Consider the following 20,074-nt stretch of genomic DNA (forward strand, 5'->3'; position numbering starts at 1 on the left):
AAAAAATGCTAAACAGGCATATAAAACAATTTTGTTAAGTTTATTTTTTAGTCTATCTTAGCATTCAACCACGTTTATATTTTTTCTACATGGTATTTCGTAGCGAAATAATGTAATTAGCTTTTAATAATGAAATGATAGAAATTTTCTATCATTTATTTAAAAAATGGATGTCTGCAGTTTAAAAATGGAGCCAAAAACTGGCTTTGACCCCATTCTCAGGTCTTAGCCAATACGACGTTTTAAACCGGTCATTTGCAGGATACGTGTCGAAATTTCTTCAATCGACATCTCAGTGACATTCAGGTATTTAATCCCTTCTGAAATATAGATTCCCTCAATTGCACGCAGCTCCATCTGACACTGATTGAAGCTGGCATAACGGCTATTTGCCTTACGCTCGGTGCGAATCGCAACCAGTCGATCTGCTTCAATCATCAGGCCGAAAAGCTTGTGTTTATGCGGTCTCAGCACAGCTGGCAGACGGTTATCATCTAGGTCTTCTTCGGTTAGCGGATAGTTCGCAACACGGATTCCAAACTGCAATGACAGGTAGATCGAAGTTGGAGTTTTACCCGAACGTGATACCCCGATCAGGATCAAATCAGCCTTGTCATAATGGCGGGTACGCGCACCATCATCGTTGTCCAGCGCAAAATGTACCGCATCAATACGTGCTTTATAGGATTCAGAGTTAGTGACTGCGTGAGTCTGGCCAACCAATGTCGTTGGTGCAGTCCCTAACTCTTCTGATAATTTACTAATAAGCCCTTCAAATACATCAAGATTTACTGCATTTGCAGTATTAATAATATCTCGTACATAGGGGTCAACCAGGGTATCAAATACCAGCGGCTTCTGCCCATCCAGTTCAGCACGCTCATTGATCTCGGCTACGACGTTGGTCGCAGCTTCTTCGGTGCTTATATACGGAATGATATGTATATCAAAATCGACATGAGGAAACTGTGCCAAAAGTGAGTGCCCCAAGGTTTCTGCGGTGATTGCTGTACCGTCAGAAATGAAGAAAACACTGCGCTTTATCTGTTTACCTTCCGACATTAAAATTCTCCTCAAATATTTGTCATCACACGGTATAATCTTTATAGTAAACCGATCTTACATGACTGTCGCTTAGTAAAATCATTAACCTATGATTTGCTATACTCTCATGCCTAGATAGTGATTAATACTGCAAAAGTGGAGTAACAACTTTGGAAGCGCGCGTAATTGGTCTAGAAAAATTAGGGAAGCACGACGTCGAGCTAGTTGGTGGGAAAAACTCATCGCTCGGTGAAATGATCAGCCATTTATCAAATGCTGGTGTGTCTGTACCTGGTGGCTTTGCAACAACAGCTGGTGCATATCGTGAATTCCTCGAGCAAAGCGGCCTAAACGCTAAAATCAATGCAGAGCTTGCTAAACTAGATGTTGATGATGTCAACGCTCTTGCTGAAACTGGTGCAAAAATCCGTCAATGGATCGTAGACACTCCACTTACTCCTGCACTAGAACAAGAAATCCGTGCAGCATTTGCGGAACTATCTAACGGCAACCCAGACATCGCTGTTGCTGTCCGTTCATCTGCAACTGCAGAAGACTTACCAGATGCTTCTTTCGCTGGTCAGCAAGAAACATTCCTGAACATCCGTGGTATCGACAATGTTCTGATCGCGATCAAAGAAGTGTTCGCATCTCTATATAACGACCGCGCGATTTCTTACCGTGTACACCAAAACTTTGCACATGACATCGTTGCGCTTTCTGCTGGCGTACAACGCATGGTTCGCTCAGAAACTGGTGCTGCTGGTGTAATGTTCACGCTAGACACAGAATCTGGTTTCCGTGATGCAGTTTTCATCACTGCTTCTTACGGTCTGGGTGAAATGGTTGTACAGGGCGCAGTAAACCCTGATGAATTCTATATCTCTAAACCGCTTCTAAACGCAGGTAAACACGCGATCCTTCGTCGTAACCTGGGTTCTAAACACCAAAAAATGATTTACGGTGAAGAAGCTGCTGCGGGTAAATCAGTTGTAGTTGTAGACGTTGAAAAAGCTGATCGTCAACAGTTCGCTCTGACTGATGCAGAATTGCACGAACTGGCTAAACAAGCACTGATCATCGAAAAACACTACGGTGCGCCAATGGACATCGAGTGGGCTAAAGACGGTGACGACGGCAAACTGTACATCGTTCAGGCACGTCCTGAAACTGTGAAGAGTCGTGAAAATGTTGGCACAATGGAACGTTACCTGCTGAAACAAAAAGGTAATGTGATCTGTGAAGGTCGTTCAATCGGTCAACGTATCGGTTCTGGTAAAGTCCGTATCGTAACTTCGATCAAAGAAATGGACAAAGTACAAGACGGTGACGTACTGGTATCAGACATGACTGACCCAGACTGGGAGCCAGTGATGAAACGTGCTGCTGCGATCGTTACTAACCGTGGTGGTCGTACTTGTCACGCTGCGATCATTGCACGTGAACTTGGTGTTCCAGCAATCGTAGGTTGTGGTAACGCAACTGAAGTTCTGACAGATGGTCAAGACGTAACTGTTTCTTGTGCTGAAGGTGATACTGGTTTCATCTACGAAGGTGCTTTAGATTTCGAAGTTCAAACCAACTCTATCGAGTCTATGCCTGAACTTCCATTCAAAGTGATGATGAACGTCGGCAACCCTGACCGCGCATTCTCATTCGCACAAATTCCGAACGCAGGTATCGGTCTGGCTCGTCTTGAGTTCATCATTAACCGTATGATCGGTGTTCACCCTAAAGCATTGCTGAACATTGACAGCCTGCCACGTGAAACTCGTGCTGCCGTACTTGCACGTACTGCGGGTTATGCAACGCCTATCGACTTCTACGTAGAAAAACTGGTTGAAGGTATTTCTACCCTTGCTGCTGCGTTCGCTGACAAACCAGTGATCGTGCGTATGTCTGACTTCAAGTCAAACGAATATGCAAACCTGATCGGCGGTAAACTGTACGAACCAGAAGAAGAAAATCCAATGCTGGGCTTCCGTGGTGCGAGCCGTTATGTATCTGACAACTTCCGTGACTGCTTCGAACTTGAATGCCGTGCACTGAAAAAAGTTCGTGACGAAATGGGTCTGACTAACATCCAGATCATGATTCCATTCGTACGTACAGTTTCAGAAGCGAAACGTGTCATTGAACTGCTAGCTGCAAATGGTCTAAAACGTGGCGAAAACGGTCTGAAAGTAATCATGATGTGTGAATTGCCAACTAACGCCCTGTTAGCTGACCAATTCCTTGAACACTTCGACGGCTTCTCTATCGGTTCTAATGACTTGACTCAGTTAACCCTTGGTCTTGACCGTGACTCTGGTATCGTTTCTCACCTGTTCGACGAACGTGATGCTGCTGTGAAAGTTCTGCTTTCTATGGCAATCCAGGCTTGTCGTAAAGCAGGTAAATATGTAGGTATCTGTGGCCAAGGTCCTTCTGACCACCCAGACCTTGCAAAATGGTTAATGGAACAAGGTATCGAATCTGTGTCTCTGAACCCAGACTCAGTACTGGATACTTGGTTCTTCCTTGCTGATCAAGAAGCAAAATAAGCTGAATCTTCAGTGAAGAAAAAGGCCCTCATTTTGAGGGTCTTTTTTGTTTGAGCAATCAAATAAGCTCCAGTTTTGCGCTGACTAAAATGCCTACCCAAACAGCACTACAACTACAAAAATCCAATATGCAATTACATTAAAATTACAGTATTTCAGCCATATAATTCATAGTTCAAATTACAATGAAAACGCAAGACTTTTATCTCGTAAAAGATCAACTGAATAGCATTTAATTTGCGTGAATCTTCGTGAATCTTCGTGAATCTTATTGTAGTTCACATAGTAATATTCAGTTTATCTTTGTGTTTAGCTTAAGATTTTGTTTGTGTTATCGCGATAATTCAATAAAATCATAGCTAAACTTATTTTTAACCTATTACATTTTTGAGATTCGGTCGAATATGCAGATTTACCTGGCACGTAATAATCAACAAGCAGGTCCATACACCCTTGAACAGCTGAATCAGATGCTGGCAAACCAGCAGGTTTTACTGACTGATTTGGCATGGCACCAGGGCATGACAGAATGGAAAGCTTTGGGTGAACTCACGCAGGGTAAATTCTTGTATGAGCCTGCAGGCTATGTTCCACCTGCGCCAGCACCTGAACAAAATATCTCTCAGCAGCCCACAGCGCAGTCGCAAGCCTATGCTCAACCTACTGCAAAGGCAGATACTGCTGAACTGGCAAGCATCCCTGCTCGTTTCCTGGCAAAAATTATTGATGTGCTGCTGTGGATTCCATCGACTTTCATTCTGACCGCTTTCTTCAATCCTGAAGAACAGGAACGTTTTGCTGCCCTGAATGAGCAGATCATGACTGAAGCCATGAGTGGCAACCCGAACCAGAATCTGGTGATGGAAATCCAGTCGCAAATGTTTGCCATGTTTTCTACCACTGCATGGACAGCAGCCGGTTTATACCTACTGATCATGCTGGTCATTCAAGGTTTCCTGATTGCAAAATCTGGTCAAAGTATTGGCAAAAAACTGACTAAAATTAAGATTGTAGATGCAGAAACTGGCGAAAAAGCAAGCTTAATGCGTGCTTTTACCTTACGTAGCATCGTGTTCATTTTACCGACAGTTTATTTCTTTCCATTGTTTACTGTTATCGACGGAATCTTTGGATTGGGCAAAAAACGTCAAACTTTGCACGATAAACTGGCAAAAACCAAAGTCATCAAGCAATAAAATATTAAATATAAAAAAGGGATGTACCTCATCCCTTTTGCCGCATAACTTTGAAATTAAAATAAAATTCTTATAATTTTTCTCTAATCCCGACTGACAAAATCGGTTTTTATTACAGTCATTTAAAGCACCTTTATATATAGCTTAGTTTGTCTTATTCAGGCATAATGCCCTACAACGTAGCGGTGTCTCATGATTAAGAAGATTTTTTAGAAAATTATCTTTTTAATCATGCGACACTTTAATCGCTATCCCATATTTAATATAGGGAATGGGACTCTTCACCGAGGTTGTAAAATGAGACAAACAATTTTAGCTGTATTGTCTTTATCTGCGATGTCCGCGCTCCTAACCGGGTGTGGTGGTGATTTAGTACTTCTGAACTCTAAAGGTCCAGTTGCTGAAGGCCAAAGTAACCTGATGGTAACTGCGATTTACTTAATGCTATTGGTGGTGATTCCATCAGCACTGATGGCATTATGGTTCGGTTGGAAATATCGTGCATCGAATAAAGACGCAGACTATAAACCTACATGGGCACACTCTACTGCGATTGAAATCGTGGTTTGGGGTATTCCTGTCATTATTATTGGTATTCTTGCGTACTTAACATGGTGGGGTTCCCACAAGTATGATCCTTACCGTCCGCTTGAATCTGATAGAGCACCTTTGACAGTTCAGGTTATTGCTGAACAGTTCAAATGGATCTTTATCTATCCTGAGCAGAATATTGCTACGGTCAACGAAATCCGCTTCCCAGAGAAAACTCCGGTTAGCCTTCGTCTCACCTCTAACTTTACGATGAACTCTTTCTTCATCCCAGCGTTAAGTGGTCAGATCTATGCAATGGCAGGTATGCAAACTCACCTGAACCTGATGGCAGATGAAACTAGCCCGGCTGAAGGTTACCGTGGTTTCTCTTCTAACTATTCTGGTTATGGCTTCTCACAAATGCGCTTCCGCGCTCACGCTGTGACTGATGCTCAGTTTGCTGAATGGGTTTCTGCTGTTCAAGCAGGTAATGGTACTTCTATTAATCCTGAAGCAATCCAGAAAACTGTTTTAGACCAGGCTGAATTCAAATCACTTCGTGATGGCAACCGTGGTAAACATCAGATCGAAGCACTGATCGCGAAAGCAAAAACTCCTGAAGAGAAGGCTGCTGCTGAAGCTACGAAGCCTTACCCAACTAAGCCACATCCAGTGACTTATTACTCTTCTGTAGAGAAAGGCTTGTTTGAATCTGTGATCAATCACTACATGAGCAACTACCACGGTGCTGACCACTCAGCTACTGCTGAGCACGGTGTTGCACACGAGGAAGCTGCTGCTTCTGAAGCACATGTAGCTGGTTCACATGCGACTGCTTCTCAAGGGGAATAAGACATGAACTTATTAGGTAAGTTAGGTCCAGATGCAATCCCATACGATCCGATCGTATTGGTGACAGTTGCTATGATGATCTTGGGCGGTCTTGCACTTGTTGCGGGTATCACCTATTTCAAAAAATGGGGCTACTTGTGGAACGAATGGTTCACATCTGTAGACCATAAAAAAATCGGTATCATGTATATCATCGTGTCGATTGTCATGCTGGTGCGTGGTTTCGCCGATGCGATCATGATGCGTCTTCAACAGTTCCTTGCAAAAGGTGGTGGTGAAGGTTACCTACACCCTGAACACTATGACCAGATCTTTACTGCGCACGGCGTGATCATGATCTTCTTCGTGGCGATGGGTCTTGTTGTAGGTCTGATGAACATCTCTGTACCGCTACAAATCGGTGCACGTGACGTTGCATTCCCATTATTGAACTCTCTGAGCTTCTGGCTGTTCGCTGGTGCTGCGGGTCTGATGATGGCTTCCCTGGCGCTTGGTGAGTTCGCTGCAACAGGTTGGATGGCATACCCTCCTCTGTCTGGTATCGAATATTCTCCTGGTGTTGGTGTTGACTACTATATCTGGGCACTTCAGGTTTCCGGTCTGGGTACGCTTCTTACGGGTGTTAACTTCTTCGTTACCATCATCAAAATGCGTGCGCCTGGCATGAAACTGATGGATATGCCGATTTTCACTTGGACTTCTTTAGTTACTGTAGTGTTAATCGTAGCAACATTCCCAGTGTTGACTGCAACTATTGCAATGCTGTCACTTGACCGTTACTTCGGTTTCCATTTCTTCACAAATGACTTGGGTGGTAGCCCAATGTTGTACGTGAACTTGATTTGGACATGGGGTCACCCAGAAGTTTACATCTTGGTACTACCTGCATTTGGTATTTACTCAGAAGTGACTGCCGTATTTGCTCGTAAAGCGCTGTTCGGCTACAAATCTATGGTGTACGCAACTGTAGCAATTGGTGTTCTGTCACTGGTTGTTTGGGTTCACCACTTCTTTACAATGGGTGCTGGTGCCAACGTTAACGCGTTCTTCGGTATCATGACCATGATTATTGCGATCCCTACTGGTGTGAAAATCTTCTCTTGGTTATTCACCATGTACAAGGGCCGCATCACTTACACTACCCCAATGCTGTGGACACTTGGTTTCCTTGTGACTTTCGGTATCGGTGGTTTAACTGGTGTATTGATGGCAGTTCCACCAGCGGACTTCCTGGTACACAACTCTTTATTCCTGATCGCTCACTTCCATAACGTAATTATTGGTGGTGTAGTATTCGCGATGTTCGCAGGTATCATTTACTACTGGCCAAAAATGTTTGGCTGGAAACTGAATGAAACTTGGGGTAAAGCAGCGTTCTGGTTCTGGTTCTTCGGTTTCTACTTTGCATTCATGCCACTGTATATCCTTGGTTTCATGGGTATGACTCGTCGTCTGAATACATTTGATAACCCAGATTGGGACCCATATGTAAACATCGCAATGTTTGGTGCAGTGCTTGTTGCACTGGGTATTGCCTGCTTCATCATGCAAATCGTGGTTGGTTTCTTACAACGCGAGAAAAACATGGACCTTACAGGCGATATCTGGGATGGCCGTACGCTTGAATGGTCTACCTCTTCTCCAGCTCCGTTCTATAACTTTGCATACCTTCCAAAAGTAAACGGTATCGATACTTTCTGGACTGACAAAGAGAACGGTATTGCATACGCGAAACCGACTAAGTACGAAGACATTCACATGCCTACTAACCGTGCTGCTGGTTTCGTTATCGCTATGTTTATCACTGTGATGGGCTTCGCGTTAATCTGGCACATCTGGTGGTTAGTAGCGGTTACTTTCGTTGGTGCAATCATCAGCTTCATCAAATCTTCATTTACGAAGAAAGTGGACTACTATGTTCCAGCTGCTGAAGTTGAACGCATTGAAAACGAACGCTATGCGATCCTTGAAAAACACTTGAAGAAGGACTAAGACCATGGCTGAAGTACTTCATCACGACAACCACGGACACGATGAGCATCATCACGATGATACTGACATCACTGTCTTTGGTTTCTGGACTTACTTGATGAGTGACCTTATCCTTTTCGGTACACTCTTCATTGCATTCGCTGTTTTAAGCAGCCACGTTCCAGTGGGCACTCCAAGCGCGAAAGAGCTGTTTGGTGAATCATTAGGCTTCGTTTTAACTGAAACGTTTGCCCTGCTGATCTCTTCTGTAACATTTGGTTTTGCTGTACTTGCTGCACACAAGAAGAACGTTGGCCAGGTCATTACCTGGTTGGCGATCACTTGGGTATTCGGTGCTGCCTTCATCGGCATGGAGCTTTATGAGTTCAATCATTTAGTTCACGCTGGTCACGGTCCTAGCACTTCTGCATTCCTTTCAGCGTTCTTTACACTGGTTGGTACGCACGGTATCCACGTGACTTCAGGTTTGGTATGGATGATTGTGTTGATGATTCAAATCAAGAAATATGGTTTGACTCTTCCAAACACTCGTCGTCTTGCGTGCCTAAGCTTGTTCTGGCACTTCCTTGACATCGTATGGATCTGCGTATTCAGCGTTGTTTACTTGATGGGAGTTATCTAATGAGTCACGATCATAACGCTTCTGGTGCAGCTCACGGCAACACTAAGCAATATACTATCGGTTTTATCCTGTCTATCATCCTGACCATTATTCCTTTTGGTATGGTGATGGCTGGTGGTTTTAGCCGTGGTCTATTGGTTGCTGTGATCGCGATTACTGCAGTTGCTCAGGTTCTTGTACAGTTAGTTTACTTTCTGCACATGAACTCTTCTTCAGAGCAACGCTGGAACGTCATCGCATTCGTGTATACCGTACTAACCATCGCTATTCTGTTAGTGGGTTCTGTATGGATCATGAATTACCTGCACTACAACATGATGATCTAAACTGGTTGTCATGCTGAAAAAGTATTTATTCCTGACTAAGCCAGGAATTCTCTTTGGTAACTTCGTTACCACTTTGGGTGGCTACTTTGTAGCTGCCCAAGGTTCTGTAGATTTCCTTCTTCTGCTCATTACCCTTTTTGGTACTACCTTCGTTGTAGCCTCTGGATGTGTGGTCAACAATGTGATTGATCAGGACATTGACCAAAAAATGCAGCGCACGCAAAACCGTGCTCTTGTCAAAAAAACCATCTCTGAACCTGTCGCGCTTGTCTTTGCTTTGGTATTAGGCCTGATCGGTTTTAGTGTTCTCTGGTTTTGGGTAAATGCGTACGCTTTCTTATTCGCAGTTATTGGTTTTGTCGTATACGTTGGTTTCTACAGCTTATGGACAAAACGAACAACTATTCACCAGACATTGGTAGGCAGTATTTCTGGCGCAGCACCGCCTGTGATTGGTTATACCGCAGTTGCAAACCAGTTTGACCTCGGTGCCCTGATCATTTTTGTCGGGTACGCTTTCTGGCAAATGCCTCACTCCTGGGGAATTGCAATCTACCGTTTTGAAGATTACAAAAATGCAGGCATTCCAATTCTGCCTGTAGCACGTTCAATTCACCGCACCAAGATTGAATCACTGATCTATGTGATCCTGTTTGGCCTTGTCATGAATGGCCTGTTTATATTTGGCTATGCCAACTGGCTGTATCTGGTGGTATTGAATGCACTGACCCTATACTGGATTTATTTAAGTATTCAGGGCTTTAAAGCTGAAGATGATCAACTCTGGGCAAAACAGTACTTTATGTACTCCGTCAAATTGATCACCGTGATCAGCATATTGTTCTGCTTTACTTCGACAGCGCCGCATACGCCTGTCAGCATTTTCTAAAAGATAGAGTTTTACTCTATCTTTTTTTTGTTTGCCTCTTCTCCCCCCGCCTTCTTATCATCTTTTTAAATTGTGCTTTAAATCGACCCCAACTCTAATTTCTTCACTTACATTTTGACACACAACTTTCTTTTAGTAAGTTTATATAGTTCTAACTAATAAAAATCTCGTTTTCCTGTTCATATTCTTAAATTCTCATACAGAGCTAAAACGCACATTTAATAGGCGATTCCCGTCATTTCTGTTGTAATTCTTAAGGAAAACCACTAAACTTCACGCTTCGCATCTTATGCGACACAACCTCGGTTGTGACTCCTTGCTTCTGGCAGTTTTTGTCAGGGGCTGTTTAAACCGTAAGGAGCTGACAATGCGTCACTACGAAATCGTACTATTGGTACATCCAGACCAAAGCGATCAAGTTGTGGGTATGGTAGAACGTTACCTGACTCACATCAAAGAAGCTAATGGTCAAATCCACCGTCTTGAAGACTGGGGTCGTCGTCAATTGGCTTACCCAATCAACAAGATCCACAAAGCTCACTACATCCTGATGAATGTTGAGTGTGGTCAAACTACTCTTGATGAGCTAGAAGAATTATTCCGTTATAACGACGCAATCATTCGTAGTCTTATCATCCGTCGTGAAAACGCTATCACTGAAGAGTCACTACTGGCTAAGAGTGCTGAAGAAAAACGTGCGCGTAAAGCTCAACGTGAAGAAGCACAACAAGCTCAAGACTCTGCTGAAGCATAAGGAGAACCTAACATGGCACGTTTTTACCGTCGTCGCAAGTTCTGCCGCTTTACAGCTGAGAACGTTACGTACATCGACTACAAAGATATCGACACTTTAAAACAGTACATCACTGAAAACGGCAAGATCGTTCCTAGCCGTATTACAGGTACTAAAGCTCGTTACCAACGTCAATTGGCTCTTGCTATCAAACAAGCTCGCTACTTGGCATTGATCCCTTACACTGACAATCACAAGTGAGGTTGAGCTGTGGATATTATCTTACTACAACGCATTAAAAACCTAGGTAAACTGGGTGATAAAGTATCTGTAAAAGCTGGTTACGGCCGTAACTACCTGATCCCTCAAGGTAAGGCAGTTGCTGCAACTGAAGCTAATACTGCTGCTTTCGAAGCTCGTCGTGCTGAACTTGAGAAACAAGAAGCTGAAGTATTGGCTGCTGCTCAAGCACGTGCTGACCAATTGAACGAAGTGAACATCGTAATCACTGCGAAAGCTGGTGATGAAGGTAAACTGTTCGGTTCTATCGGTACTCGTGACATCGCTGACGCGTTGACAAATGCTGGTCTGACTGTAGACCGTTCAGAAGTTCGCCTGCCTAACGGCGCACTTCGCAACACTGGTGAATTCAACATCGCAATCCAATTGCACCATGATGTTGTTGCAGAAGTTCTGGTTACTATCGTAGCTGAGTAATTTCTAACCACAAAAAAGAGCATGCATTTCGCATGCTCTTTTTTTATCTGTAAATTTCCTCAAATGGTCACTGTTCAGTCTATTATTTTTAAGCAGGAAAGAAAAAATACTATTCGCATTTTTCTGAAGAGCGCGTATCATTTCATTTCGTAGTTGATAGTTGCTATCCATCTCCGAGATTATTTAAACCATTGTATTAAAAATCAGGGCTTTATATGTCACAGGCGAATGCCAGCACAAAGCAATCCAACGCTAAACCAGAACTTGTTGCTGAACCTACCCAGCTCAAGGAATTCCGTACCCCTCCTCACAATTTAGCGATTGAACAAGCCGTACTTGCTGCCTTAATGACGGTTGCCGAATCCTTTGAACAGGTAGGTGACGTACTGACTGAAAGTGATTTTTATGCAACCCGTCATAAATATATCTTCTGTGCGATTGAACAGCTGTCTAAAGAAAATTCACCCTATGATGCAGTACTGGTACATGACTGGCTGATCAAACAGAACCTGCTGGATGCAGCAGGTGGTGAAGAATACCTGATGCAGCTGATGGCAGACTCGCCTTCAAGTTTCTATAACATTGAAACCTATGCCAACAAGATCAAGGAATTCTCTACCCTGCGCAACATGATCAAGGTCAGCACTGAGATCCTGCAACAGGCCTATGACACCAAAGGCCGTCCGGTCTCAGAAATTCTGGACCTGGCTGAAACCAATATTTTCCAGCTGGCCGAACAGCACAATAACAACAAGAAAAATGCCGGCCCGAAAGCGATTAATACCGTTGTGGCAGACGTGTTTGATAAGTTGAATGAACTGTCACAACTGGAAGGTTCAATTACCGGTTTAACAACAGGGTTCGTAGAACTGGATAATAAGACTTCCGGCATGCAACCTGGCGATCTGATCATTGTTGCAGCACGCCCCTCTATGGGTAAAACCACTTTCGCCATGAACCTGGTCGAAAGTGTGCTATTTAATAACAATCTGCCTGCACTGGTTTACTCGATGGAAATGCCAGCAGATTCGATCGCGATGCGTCTGATCTCTTCTTTCGGTCGCGTGCATCAGGGGCATTTACGTTCCGGTAAAATGGACAGCGATGAATGGTCTAAAGTGACCAGTACTATCGTGCATTTGCAGGAAAAGAACCTGTATATCGATGACTCCTCTGCACTACCACCTACCGAGGTACGTGCCCGTGCACGCCGTATTGCCAAAATGCACGGCGGCAAGCTCGGCTGTATCATGGTCGATTACCTGCAATTAATGAAAGTGCCAGGTATGGGCGATAACCGTGTGGGTGAGATTTCGGAAATTTCCCGAAGCTTAAAAGCCTTAGCCAAAGAAATGAACTGCCCTGTGATTGCCCTGTCACAGTTGAACCGATCTCTGGAAAACCGTCCAAACAAACGCCCAGTGATGTCCGACCTTCGTGAATCCGGCGCGATCGAGCAGGATGCCGATTTAATCATGTTTATTTACCGTGACGAGGTTTATAACAAGGAATCCAAGGAAGCTGGTACCGCGGAAATCATTATTGGTAAACAGCGTAACGGCCCAATTGGTACGGTACGTCTGGCCTTTGAAGGTCAATATACGCGCTTTAGCAACCTGTCACCTGAGTTCTATGCGCAGTATGATGATGAAGAATAAGTTTCCAGTTTATATCCAATTCTAAAAGAGACGTTGATCGTCTCTTTTTTATTGAAGTAGTCTGCTATTCAGGAAAAGCCATGAATTAGCATGTGCATTTTTGCTGGATAGGTCTACAATATTGGCAGTTTTGAAATGAACGCTTTTGTTTTATCAATTCCGTTATTTCTCTCCCGCTTTCCGTGTATCTCACACGCTATTGTTTATGTCATCCCGAAGGAGTATCTAGGGTGCGCCAAGCTACAGTTTATATTGACAGTGAAGCACTGCAATATAATTTAAACCGTGTCAAACAACTTGCCCCAACCGCTAAAATCGTCAGCATGGTCAAGGCCAATGCCTACGGACATGGAGTTAAAGACTGCTTAGCAGCCTTAAAAGACAGTGATGCCTTTGGGGTCGCCTGTCTGGAAGAAGCCCTGGAAATTCGTGAACAGGGTTACCAGCAACCGATTACTTTGATTGAAGGCGTATTCTCTGCTGATGAAATGCAGGTGGTGATTGACCAGAATGTTGAAGTGATCGTACATCACCAGCCACAATTAGACTGGTTACTGGCCAATAAAGAAGCTTATATCGCTAAAGGCTTAAAAGTCTGGGTGAAACTCAACAGTGGTATGAACCGTCTTGGTTTTAAAATTGATGTGATTAAAGATGTGATCAATCAACTGAAAGCTGAAGGCTTTACCTGCGTATTAGCCATGCACTTTGCCAATGCCGATGCAGAACATCCATTAAATGCACAACAAATCCAGCAGTTCCTGGAAGTGAAGAATGACTGTGCACCATTGATGGGGTCTTGCTGTAACTCGGCAGCAATCTATAAATACCCTGAACTGCATTTTGACTATGTCCGTCCGGGAATCATGCTGTACGGTGCAACCCCATTTGCTGATAAAACTGTGCATGACTTAGACATCAAACCAGTGATGACCTTTACCGCCGAAGTAATTGCGCTGAATAACATTAAAGCCGGTGAACATGTCGGTTATGGCTCAACTTTCACGGCAGACCAGGATATGTCCCTAGCAATTGTTTCGATTGGCTATGGTGACGGCTATCCACGTGCTTTCCCGAAACAGAACTATGTCGCAGTCAATGGTCAGCAGACCCGTGTGATTGGTCGTGTCGCGATGGATATGATCGCGATTGATGCAACTGGTTTAAATCTGGAACTTGGTACTGTAGTCGAACTATGGGGTAAAAATCGTTTGGTCGATGACGTGGCTGAAGCTAATGGCACCATCGGCTATGAATTACTCTGCCGTATGTCTGGCCGTCCAGTGCGTAAACTGGTTTAAGTCACCCATTTCAAAATCAAAAAAGCCCATCTAGAAATGGGCTTTTTTATGGAATCTTAATTTGCTTTAAGCCGCCTCTTCATCCTGCGAACGTAACTGCTCTAACAACGCATCAACATGCTGCTGTTCAAAAGCATGAGGGGTAAAGCTGTTAAAGCCCATACTGATACAAAAGTCCCGAATGACATCACGACGGGAAATATATTTCATCGACCAGCCAGCAAAATAAATCTCGTCTACCGGTCGTAAGGCAAAACGTTTGATATTGTCATGACGTGGATCTTTACATAGCTTTTCATAGAGTAATTCCAGATGCTCTAAAGTGCCTTCCAGACACTGAAAAAAATATCCATCTGCGAAATATAAAACCCCAGTTAGCCCATGACGGTAGTTAAAGTCACGTGCTTCAGCCAGAATATTGGCTAAATCTTCCAGTAAAACAGCCTTCTCAGAGGTACTCTGACTGGCATAACAAAATTGGTGCATGCTTACCTCAAACTGTTGAATATTTTAGTTTTGCATGCACACTGTAACGCACTCAGGCCTGAATAGACAGGATTACTGGAAATAATCCGACGTCGGTTTCGGCAGGGCCTGTAAACCCTTCTTCAAGGTATCTGACCATTGCTTGGAAATCGTGGTGAAATACTCATCCTCTTCCTGAATGCGCTTACCTTCTGGAATTTTCAGGCTATCTTTTGGATAAACGAGTACATCCAGCGGCATCCCCACTGAAACATTAGAACGCAGTGTCGATGCAAAAGAAATCAGTGAACAGCGCAAGGCTTCATCTAGCGGCATGTCATAACTGAGCGCTCGATCCAGAATTGGCTTGCCATATTTGCTTTCCCCGATCTGGAAATATGGTGTATCACTGGTAGCACAGATAAAATTACCTTGCGGGTAAATGTGATAGAGCTGCATATCTTGACCTGCAATCTGCCCACCCACCAGTAAAGTGCAATAATAATTGCTCTGCTCTTCCGGATCAGTGGTGACACTGGCAATCACCTCTTTCAGGGTACGGCCAACAAGTTCCGCCACTTCAAACATCGTGCGCACACTCAGAATATTTGGTGCTTCGCCCAACTCCAGCTGATTTTTAATATTGCCAACCACGGCTTGCGTCGTTGCTAGATTCCCCGAAGTCTGAATCACAATGACCCGTTCGCCATCAATCCCAAAGGTATACAGCTTCCGGAACACTGATATATGGTCTACACCTGCATTGGTCCGTGTATCACTGATGAAGACCATCCCCTCTTCTAAACGAAGCGCACAACAATAAGTCATCCTATGTCCTTATTAACAACTTAAAACCTGGACGATGGAATGCATGGATTCCACTCCGCCCTTTTCTCTTACTCCACGTACTGGGGCAACATCCCAGTAGTCACGTCCTATAGCGACATAAATATGCGCACTCGGTACAAATAACTGATTACTCACATCAAAGCAATACCAAGCCTGGTCAATAAAGACTTCGGCCCAGGCATGACTAGCCAGATGCGAAGTATTTTGTGCAAATAAATAGCCGGAGACATAACGCGCTGGCAAACCTAAGTATTTGCACATCGCAATAAAGATATGAGTATGATCCTGGCATACCCCTTGGCGTGCCTCAAACGCATCTATCGCTGAACCATGTACCGAGGTGCTATTGCTGATATACGGCACATGTTCCAGCACAGCCTGCGCCAAGGCCATCAGGTTTTGACGGCTAATAATCGGTATATGCGACTTGGCAAAATCCTTCATGGCTTCGTTGCACAGCGTACATTCTGTAGGCTGCAGAAACAGGTTGGGATTAATGGAATCACTCATACTCTGTTCTGAACGTAATGGATTCAGCTCTACCATACCTTGTGCCATGATGGTCATCGACTGATATGGTGTGCGCTGTGTACTGACCATCCAGACATTATGAAAAGCATCTTTGCTCATTTCACGTTGTCCTGGAACACTGATATCCCAGTAATGCACTTGCTGATGTGCATTCGTAGCTGGCATCATCTTGATATACTGGATACTGCTGGCAACTGGTGCGGTATAGCTATAATGGGTCTGGTGATTCACCATCAACTTCATACATTGTTCTCAAACATGTGATGGATATAGTCGCTGAACTGGTAGAAATTGTTCAGATCGGTATTTTTACGCAACTGGTCCCAGTACTCTTCCAGATCATTCCAGCCCATCTGCACCAGGGTTTCAATGACATAGTCGACCTTGGAAATGGTAACTGCGGTACTTTCACCAAGACGCATCTGCTGATCCAGCTGTTCCAGACACTGGCCCAGGCTAAAGAACAGGAAGATACCAGGAGATTCGCCTTCCAGAATATCCTGACAATCAGGCACCACATCACAGATATAACCGGCATTTTGGTCAGCCGTTTTAATCAGACGGTTCAGTTCTGCATAGGCTTTGGCAGACAAAATGCCACGCAATTCCTGAATATTGTCTTTAGCAATTTTAAATTGCTGGTGAAATGAATAGGGCTGCGCTGGGTCCAGTACCAGTTCATTTAGGGAACTGGCATCAAATGCTGGCAGACAGAAGGCATGTGCATAAGCTACGGCAGCCTCATCCTCCAAAAATGGGAAATGGGCACATAAAAACTGGGTACGTGCCAGATAGCGACCCAGCCAAAAAATATGTTCTGCATTGGAACTCAGTAAGATCATGACGAAATCCTTCTTTGGCATTGTTATGAGTGGAGGTTGTCGACAATCCAAGTGTCTTTGATTCCGCCCCCTTGCGAGGAGTTCACCACCAGAGAACCCGCCTGCATTGCGACACGGGTTAAGCCACCCGGTACAATTTCGGTACGGTATGGCGAGCTCAGCACGAATGGACGCAAGTCAATATGACGTTCTGCAATGCCATAGCTGGTCAAGGTTGGGCTGACGGAAAGGTCCAGGGTCGGCTGCGCAATATATAAATGCGGCGTTGCCTTGATTTTTGCTCTAAAGCTTTCAATCTGCTGTCTGGACGCTTGCGGCCCAATCAGCATGCCATAACCGCCAGAACCTTGGGCTTCTTTCACCACAAGTTCTTCCAGGTGATCTAACACGTAACTAAGATCTTCTGCCTCACGGCATTGATAGGTTGGTACGTTTTTCAGGATTGGTTGTTCACCTAGATAGAAATTAATCATCTTGTCCACATATGGATAGATCGATTTGTCATCTGCGACACCCGTACCCGGTGCATTGGCAATGACCACATTATGCTGCAGATAAGCAGACATCAAACCAGGCACACCCAGGGTACTATCCGGTTTGAAACAAAGTGGATCGAGATAGGCATCATCGACACGTCTATAAATAACATCGACCTGCTGACGGCCACGAATAGTTTTTACATATACTTTCGCGTTCTCTACAAAAAGGTCACGTGATGTCACCAATGGCACATCCATTTCCCTTGCCAAGAAAGCATGCTCATAGTAAGCACTATTAAAGCGACCTGGTGTCAGCACCACGATAAACGGATTATCTTTCTGTGAGTTTTCGCGCAGAATTTCTTTGAGTAATTGTGGATACTGCTCAACGCCGGCAATATTGGTCTGCTCGAACAGCTTCGGCATTAGCTTTTCGCTAATCTTGCGACTTTCCAACATATAAGACACACCAGACGGTGTTCTCAGGTTATCTTCCAGCACATAGAACTCTCCCTTGGAATCACGGATAATATCTACGCCACTAATCTGGCTGTATATTCCCCCTTTCAGGCTATGCTGGTACATATGTGGCTGGTACGCCTCATGAGTGAGTACCTGCTTTTCCGGCACAATACCGACTTTTAAAATATCCTGCTGATGATAGATGTCATGCAAGAACAGGTTCAGCGCCTTAACCCGTTGTTCACAACCTAAAGCCACCGTATTCCATTGCTTGCGTGCAATCACACGTGGAATGATGTCAAATGGAATGGTCCGTTCAGTGCCTTCCGCATCACCATAAACCGTAAAGGTAATCCCTTCGTAAAGGAAATGCTCTTTTGCCAGTTGGTTAAGCGCATTAAGTTCATCTAAAGTATGCTGTGAAAGCCACTCTTCAATTCTTAAGCCAGCCTGACCCGTGATGTTTGGGTCATCACGCATCTCATTATAGAATTTAGAAGCCATTTGCTGCAGGATCTGTAGAGGTTTGGATGTAGAAGTTCCCACCGTGTCCTTATCTGCAAAACTGGAACCTATTGTCGCCGTAGTATTAAAGCTCTCAAGAGTCGGAGTAACATTTGTATCCTGATTTTCTTTTAGCATACAAACCCTCTAATAATTGTAATCAAATTGTATGTTAAACAAAGCAATATCCATGCCATACGGTGTAATGCCCTACCATTAACCCCTTTATTCTTCTGCAACTCAATGGCATTTTCGCACCATTGTGTATCCATTCTGCTATGCTTGTTTACCTAAAAAACTTGCGAAAAAAATGGAGTTTTTTTATTGTGTTAATGTTCCTTTTCCATTTTATTGCCACTGAATTCAGCTTATGACCGGACAAGAAAAAGAAACTTCCAATAGCCTTTATCGCCAATGGCAGATATTGTCCCGTCTCAGTACTGGCAAATGGATGGGTACGCGCGAATTGCAAGAGATCTTGGAACGCGAAGGTGTCGAGATCAGTCTGCGCACCATTCAGCGTGATTTGAACCAGCTGGCACAGCGTTTTCCGATCGAAAGCAGCAAGACCATTCCCCAAGGCTGGCGCTGGCGTGCCGATGCGCCAATCCAGAGTCTGCCACATATGACCAGTTCTCAGGCGGTGACCTTTATGATGGTTGAGGAACACCTGAAGCACCTGCTACCGCCCAGTCTGGTCGAGGAAATGAATCCCTGGTTTGATCTGGCACGTCGCAGTCTGTCTACCCAGAATAATGTACGGCAATGGATTAACCGGGTACGTATCGTTCCAGCGACCCAACCTCTGATTCCGCCACTGGTTGATCGCCAGGCACAGCAGGCCATTTATGAAGGTCTATTGCAGGACAAACAACTGGAATGTGTTTATCAGGGCCGCTTCCAAAATAGCGAAGAAAAGACTTATATTCTGAATCCCCTGGCACTAGTACAAAAAGGCTCGATCATCTATCTGGTCTGTACCCGTCATGATAAATCTGACATTCAGACCTTTGCTCTACATCGCTTTAAATCGGCGAATGTCTTGAATACCCGTGCCCTGCATCCGGTGAATTTTGATATTGATGAATATATTGAATCTGGAGCTTTAGGCTTCCGGGTTGACTTCAATAAACCAACTGAAAATATCCTACTTAAGCTAAAAATGACCGAAGCTGATGCAATTTTCTTTGAAGAAAGCCAGCTGAGTCGCGACCAGCAGATCGAGAAAATGGAAGATGGCATGGTGCTGATTAGTGCGACTGTGCCTTTTACCTCACAGCTGACTTGGTGGCTGCGCAGCTTTGGCAATAAGATCAAACAGATTGAACCTGCAGAAGTGGCTCGTGCAGTGCATCAGGAAGATGAGGATTAATTACAGGCAATAAAAAAGTCCCATTCCCGGGACTCATAATTTCTTATAATCTTTTTGTCATTATTCTGGTTAATCGGCTGATGATGCTGCATATATCCATCTAAACACCCCAGATATATGCAGTTTGGAAGTCTCATAATTAAGGTCATCACATACATGAGCAAGC

Annotated in this window: 19 protein-coding genes; 13 read left to right on the forward strand and 6 right to left on the reverse strand. The window is 44.2% G+C overall.

Translation table 11 applies throughout. From position 1 onward, the window contains the following. Positions 1 to 225: 225 nt before the first annotated feature. Positions 226 to 1,062: a pyruvate, water dikinase regulatory protein gene (locus GW12_RS14835; RefSeq protein ID WP_034589066.1), complete on the reverse strand. Its 837-nt coding sequence runs from the start codon at positions 1,060 to 1,062 to the stop codon at positions 226 to 228. 152 nt (positions 1,063 to 1,214) lie between these two features. Between GW12_RS14835 and ppsA the strand changes: the two genes are divergently transcribed. The 12 genes from ppsA to alr all read left to right on the forward strand — a co-directional run bounded on the left by ppsA (position 1,215) and on the right by alr (position 14,404). Continuing rightward, a complete protein-coding gene (gene ppsA / locus GW12_RS14840) occupies positions 1,215 to 3,587 on the forward strand; it encodes a phosphoenolpyruvate synthase (protein ID WP_034589068.1) in 2,373 nt (790 codons plus the stop codon). Positions 3,588 to 3,991: 404 nt separating this feature from the next. Continuing rightward, entirely contained in the window at positions 3,992 to 4,783 is a 792-nt protein-coding gene (locus tag GW12_RS14845; protein ID WP_034589071.1) for an RDD family protein, read from the forward strand. Positions 4,784 to 5,080: 297 nt separating this feature from the next. Beyond that, a complete protein-coding gene (gene cyoA / locus GW12_RS14850; RefSeq protein WP_034589073.1) occupies positions 5,081 to 6,166 on the forward strand; it encodes a ubiquinol oxidase subunit II in 1,086 nt (361 codons plus the stop codon). A gap of 3 nt (positions 6,167 to 6,169) precedes the next feature. Next, a complete protein-coding gene (cyoB, locus tag GW12_RS14855; RefSeq protein ID WP_034589075.1) occupies positions 6,170 to 8,158 on the forward strand; it encodes a cytochrome o ubiquinol oxidase subunit I in 1,989 nt (662 codons plus the stop codon). A 4-nt stretch (positions 8,159 to 8,162) separates the two neighbouring features. Further along, entirely contained in the window at positions 8,163 to 8,780 is a 618-nt protein-coding gene (gene cyoC / locus GW12_RS14860; RefSeq protein WP_034589078.1) for a cytochrome o ubiquinol oxidase subunit III, read from the forward strand. Then, positions 8,780 to 9,106, forward strand: coding sequence for a cytochrome o ubiquinol oxidase subunit IV (locus tag GW12_RS14865; RefSeq protein ID WP_034589079.1), 327 nt, complete (start codon positions 8,780 to 8,782; stop codon positions 9,104 to 9,106). Before cyoC ends, GW12_RS14865 begins: the two co-directional genes overlap by 1 nt. A 10-nt stretch (positions 9,107 to 9,116) precedes the next feature. After that, positions 9,117 to 9,995, forward strand: coding sequence for a heme o synthase (gene cyoE, locus GW12_RS14870; RefSeq protein ID WP_034589082.1), 879 nt, complete (start codon positions 9,117 to 9,119; stop codon positions 9,993 to 9,995). 367 nt (positions 9,996 to 10,362) lie between these two features. After that, on the forward strand, positions 10,363 to 10,749 hold the full coding sequence (rpsF, locus tag GW12_RS14875; protein ID WP_034589084.1) for a 30S ribosomal protein S6: 387 nt from the start codon (positions 10,363 to 10,365) through the stop codon (positions 10,747 to 10,749). 12 nt (positions 10,750 to 10,761) lie between these two features. After that, complete coding sequence (gene rpsR / locus GW12_RS14880; RefSeq protein ID WP_004719336.1) at positions 10,762 to 10,989, forward strand: 30S ribosomal protein S18; 228 nt, start codon at positions 10,762 to 10,764, stop codon at positions 10,987 to 10,989. Positions 10,990 to 10,998: 9 nt separating this feature from the next. Further along, the gene (rplI, locus tag GW12_RS14885) at positions 10,999 to 11,445 is read left to right on the forward strand and encodes a 50S ribosomal protein L9 (RefSeq protein ID WP_034589086.1); all 447 of its coding nucleotides are present in this window, start codon (positions 10,999 to 11,001) and stop codon (positions 11,443 to 11,445) included. Positions 11,446 to 11,660: 215 nt separating this feature from the next. Then, on the forward strand, positions 11,661 to 13,103 hold the full coding sequence (gene dnaB / locus GW12_RS14890; RefSeq protein ID WP_034589088.1) for a replicative DNA helicase: 1,443 nt from the start codon (positions 11,661 to 11,663) through the stop codon (positions 13,101 to 13,103). A 230-nt stretch (positions 13,104 to 13,333) separates the two neighbouring features. Continuing rightward, entirely contained in the window at positions 13,334 to 14,404 is a 1,071-nt protein-coding gene (gene alr / locus GW12_RS14895; protein ID WP_034589091.1) for an alanine racemase, read from the forward strand. Between the two features lie 66 nt (positions 14,405 to 14,470). On the opposite strand, the gene GW12_RS14900 is transcribed toward alr, so the two are convergent. The 5 genes from GW12_RS14900 to GW12_RS14920 form a co-directional block, all read right to left on the reverse strand. Then, positions 14,471 to 14,890 carry a BLUF domain-containing protein gene (locus tag GW12_RS14900; RefSeq protein WP_034589096.1) on the reverse strand — a complete coding sequence of 140 codons (420 nt, stop codon included), beginning with the start codon at positions 14,888 to 14,890 and terminating at the stop codon, positions 14,471 to 14,473. Between the two features lie 72 nt (positions 14,891 to 14,962). Next, the gene (locus GW12_RS14905) at positions 14,963 to 15,697 is read right to left on the reverse strand and encodes a proteasome-type protease (RefSeq protein ID WP_034589097.1); all 735 of its coding nucleotides are present in this window, start codon (positions 15,695 to 15,697) and stop codon (positions 14,963 to 14,965) included. Between the two features lie 12 nt (positions 15,698 to 15,709). Then, complete coding sequence (locus GW12_RS14910) at positions 15,710 to 16,492, reverse strand: transglutaminase family protein (protein ID WP_034589099.1); 783 nt, start codon at positions 16,490 to 16,492, stop codon at positions 15,710 to 15,712. After that, positions 16,489 to 17,091, reverse strand: a complete 603-nt coding sequence (locus GW12_RS14915) for an alpha-E domain-containing protein (RefSeq protein WP_034589101.1) — start codon at positions 17,089 to 17,091, stop codon at positions 16,489 to 16,491. Before GW12_RS14915 ends, GW12_RS14910 begins: the two co-directional genes overlap by 4 nt. 23 nt (positions 17,092 to 17,114) lie before the next feature. Next, a complete protein-coding gene (locus GW12_RS14920; RefSeq protein WP_034589104.1) occupies positions 17,115 to 18,674 on the reverse strand; it encodes a circularly permuted type 2 ATP-grasp protein in 1,560 nt (519 codons plus the stop codon). Positions 18,675 to 18,906: 232 nt separating this feature from the next. Here GW12_RS14920 and GW12_RS14925 point away from each other — a divergent pair, with 232 nt between their 5' ends. Next, positions 18,907 to 19,908, forward strand: a complete 1,002-nt coding sequence (locus GW12_RS14925; RefSeq protein WP_034589106.1) for a YafY family protein — start codon at positions 18,907 to 18,909, stop codon at positions 19,906 to 19,908. Positions 19,909 to 20,074 lie beyond the last annotated feature (166 nt).

Source organism: Acinetobacter sp. HR7 (assembly GCF_000773685.1).
GTDB lineage: Bacteria > Pseudomonadota > Gammaproteobacteria > Pseudomonadales > Moraxellaceae > Acinetobacter > Acinetobacter thermotolerans.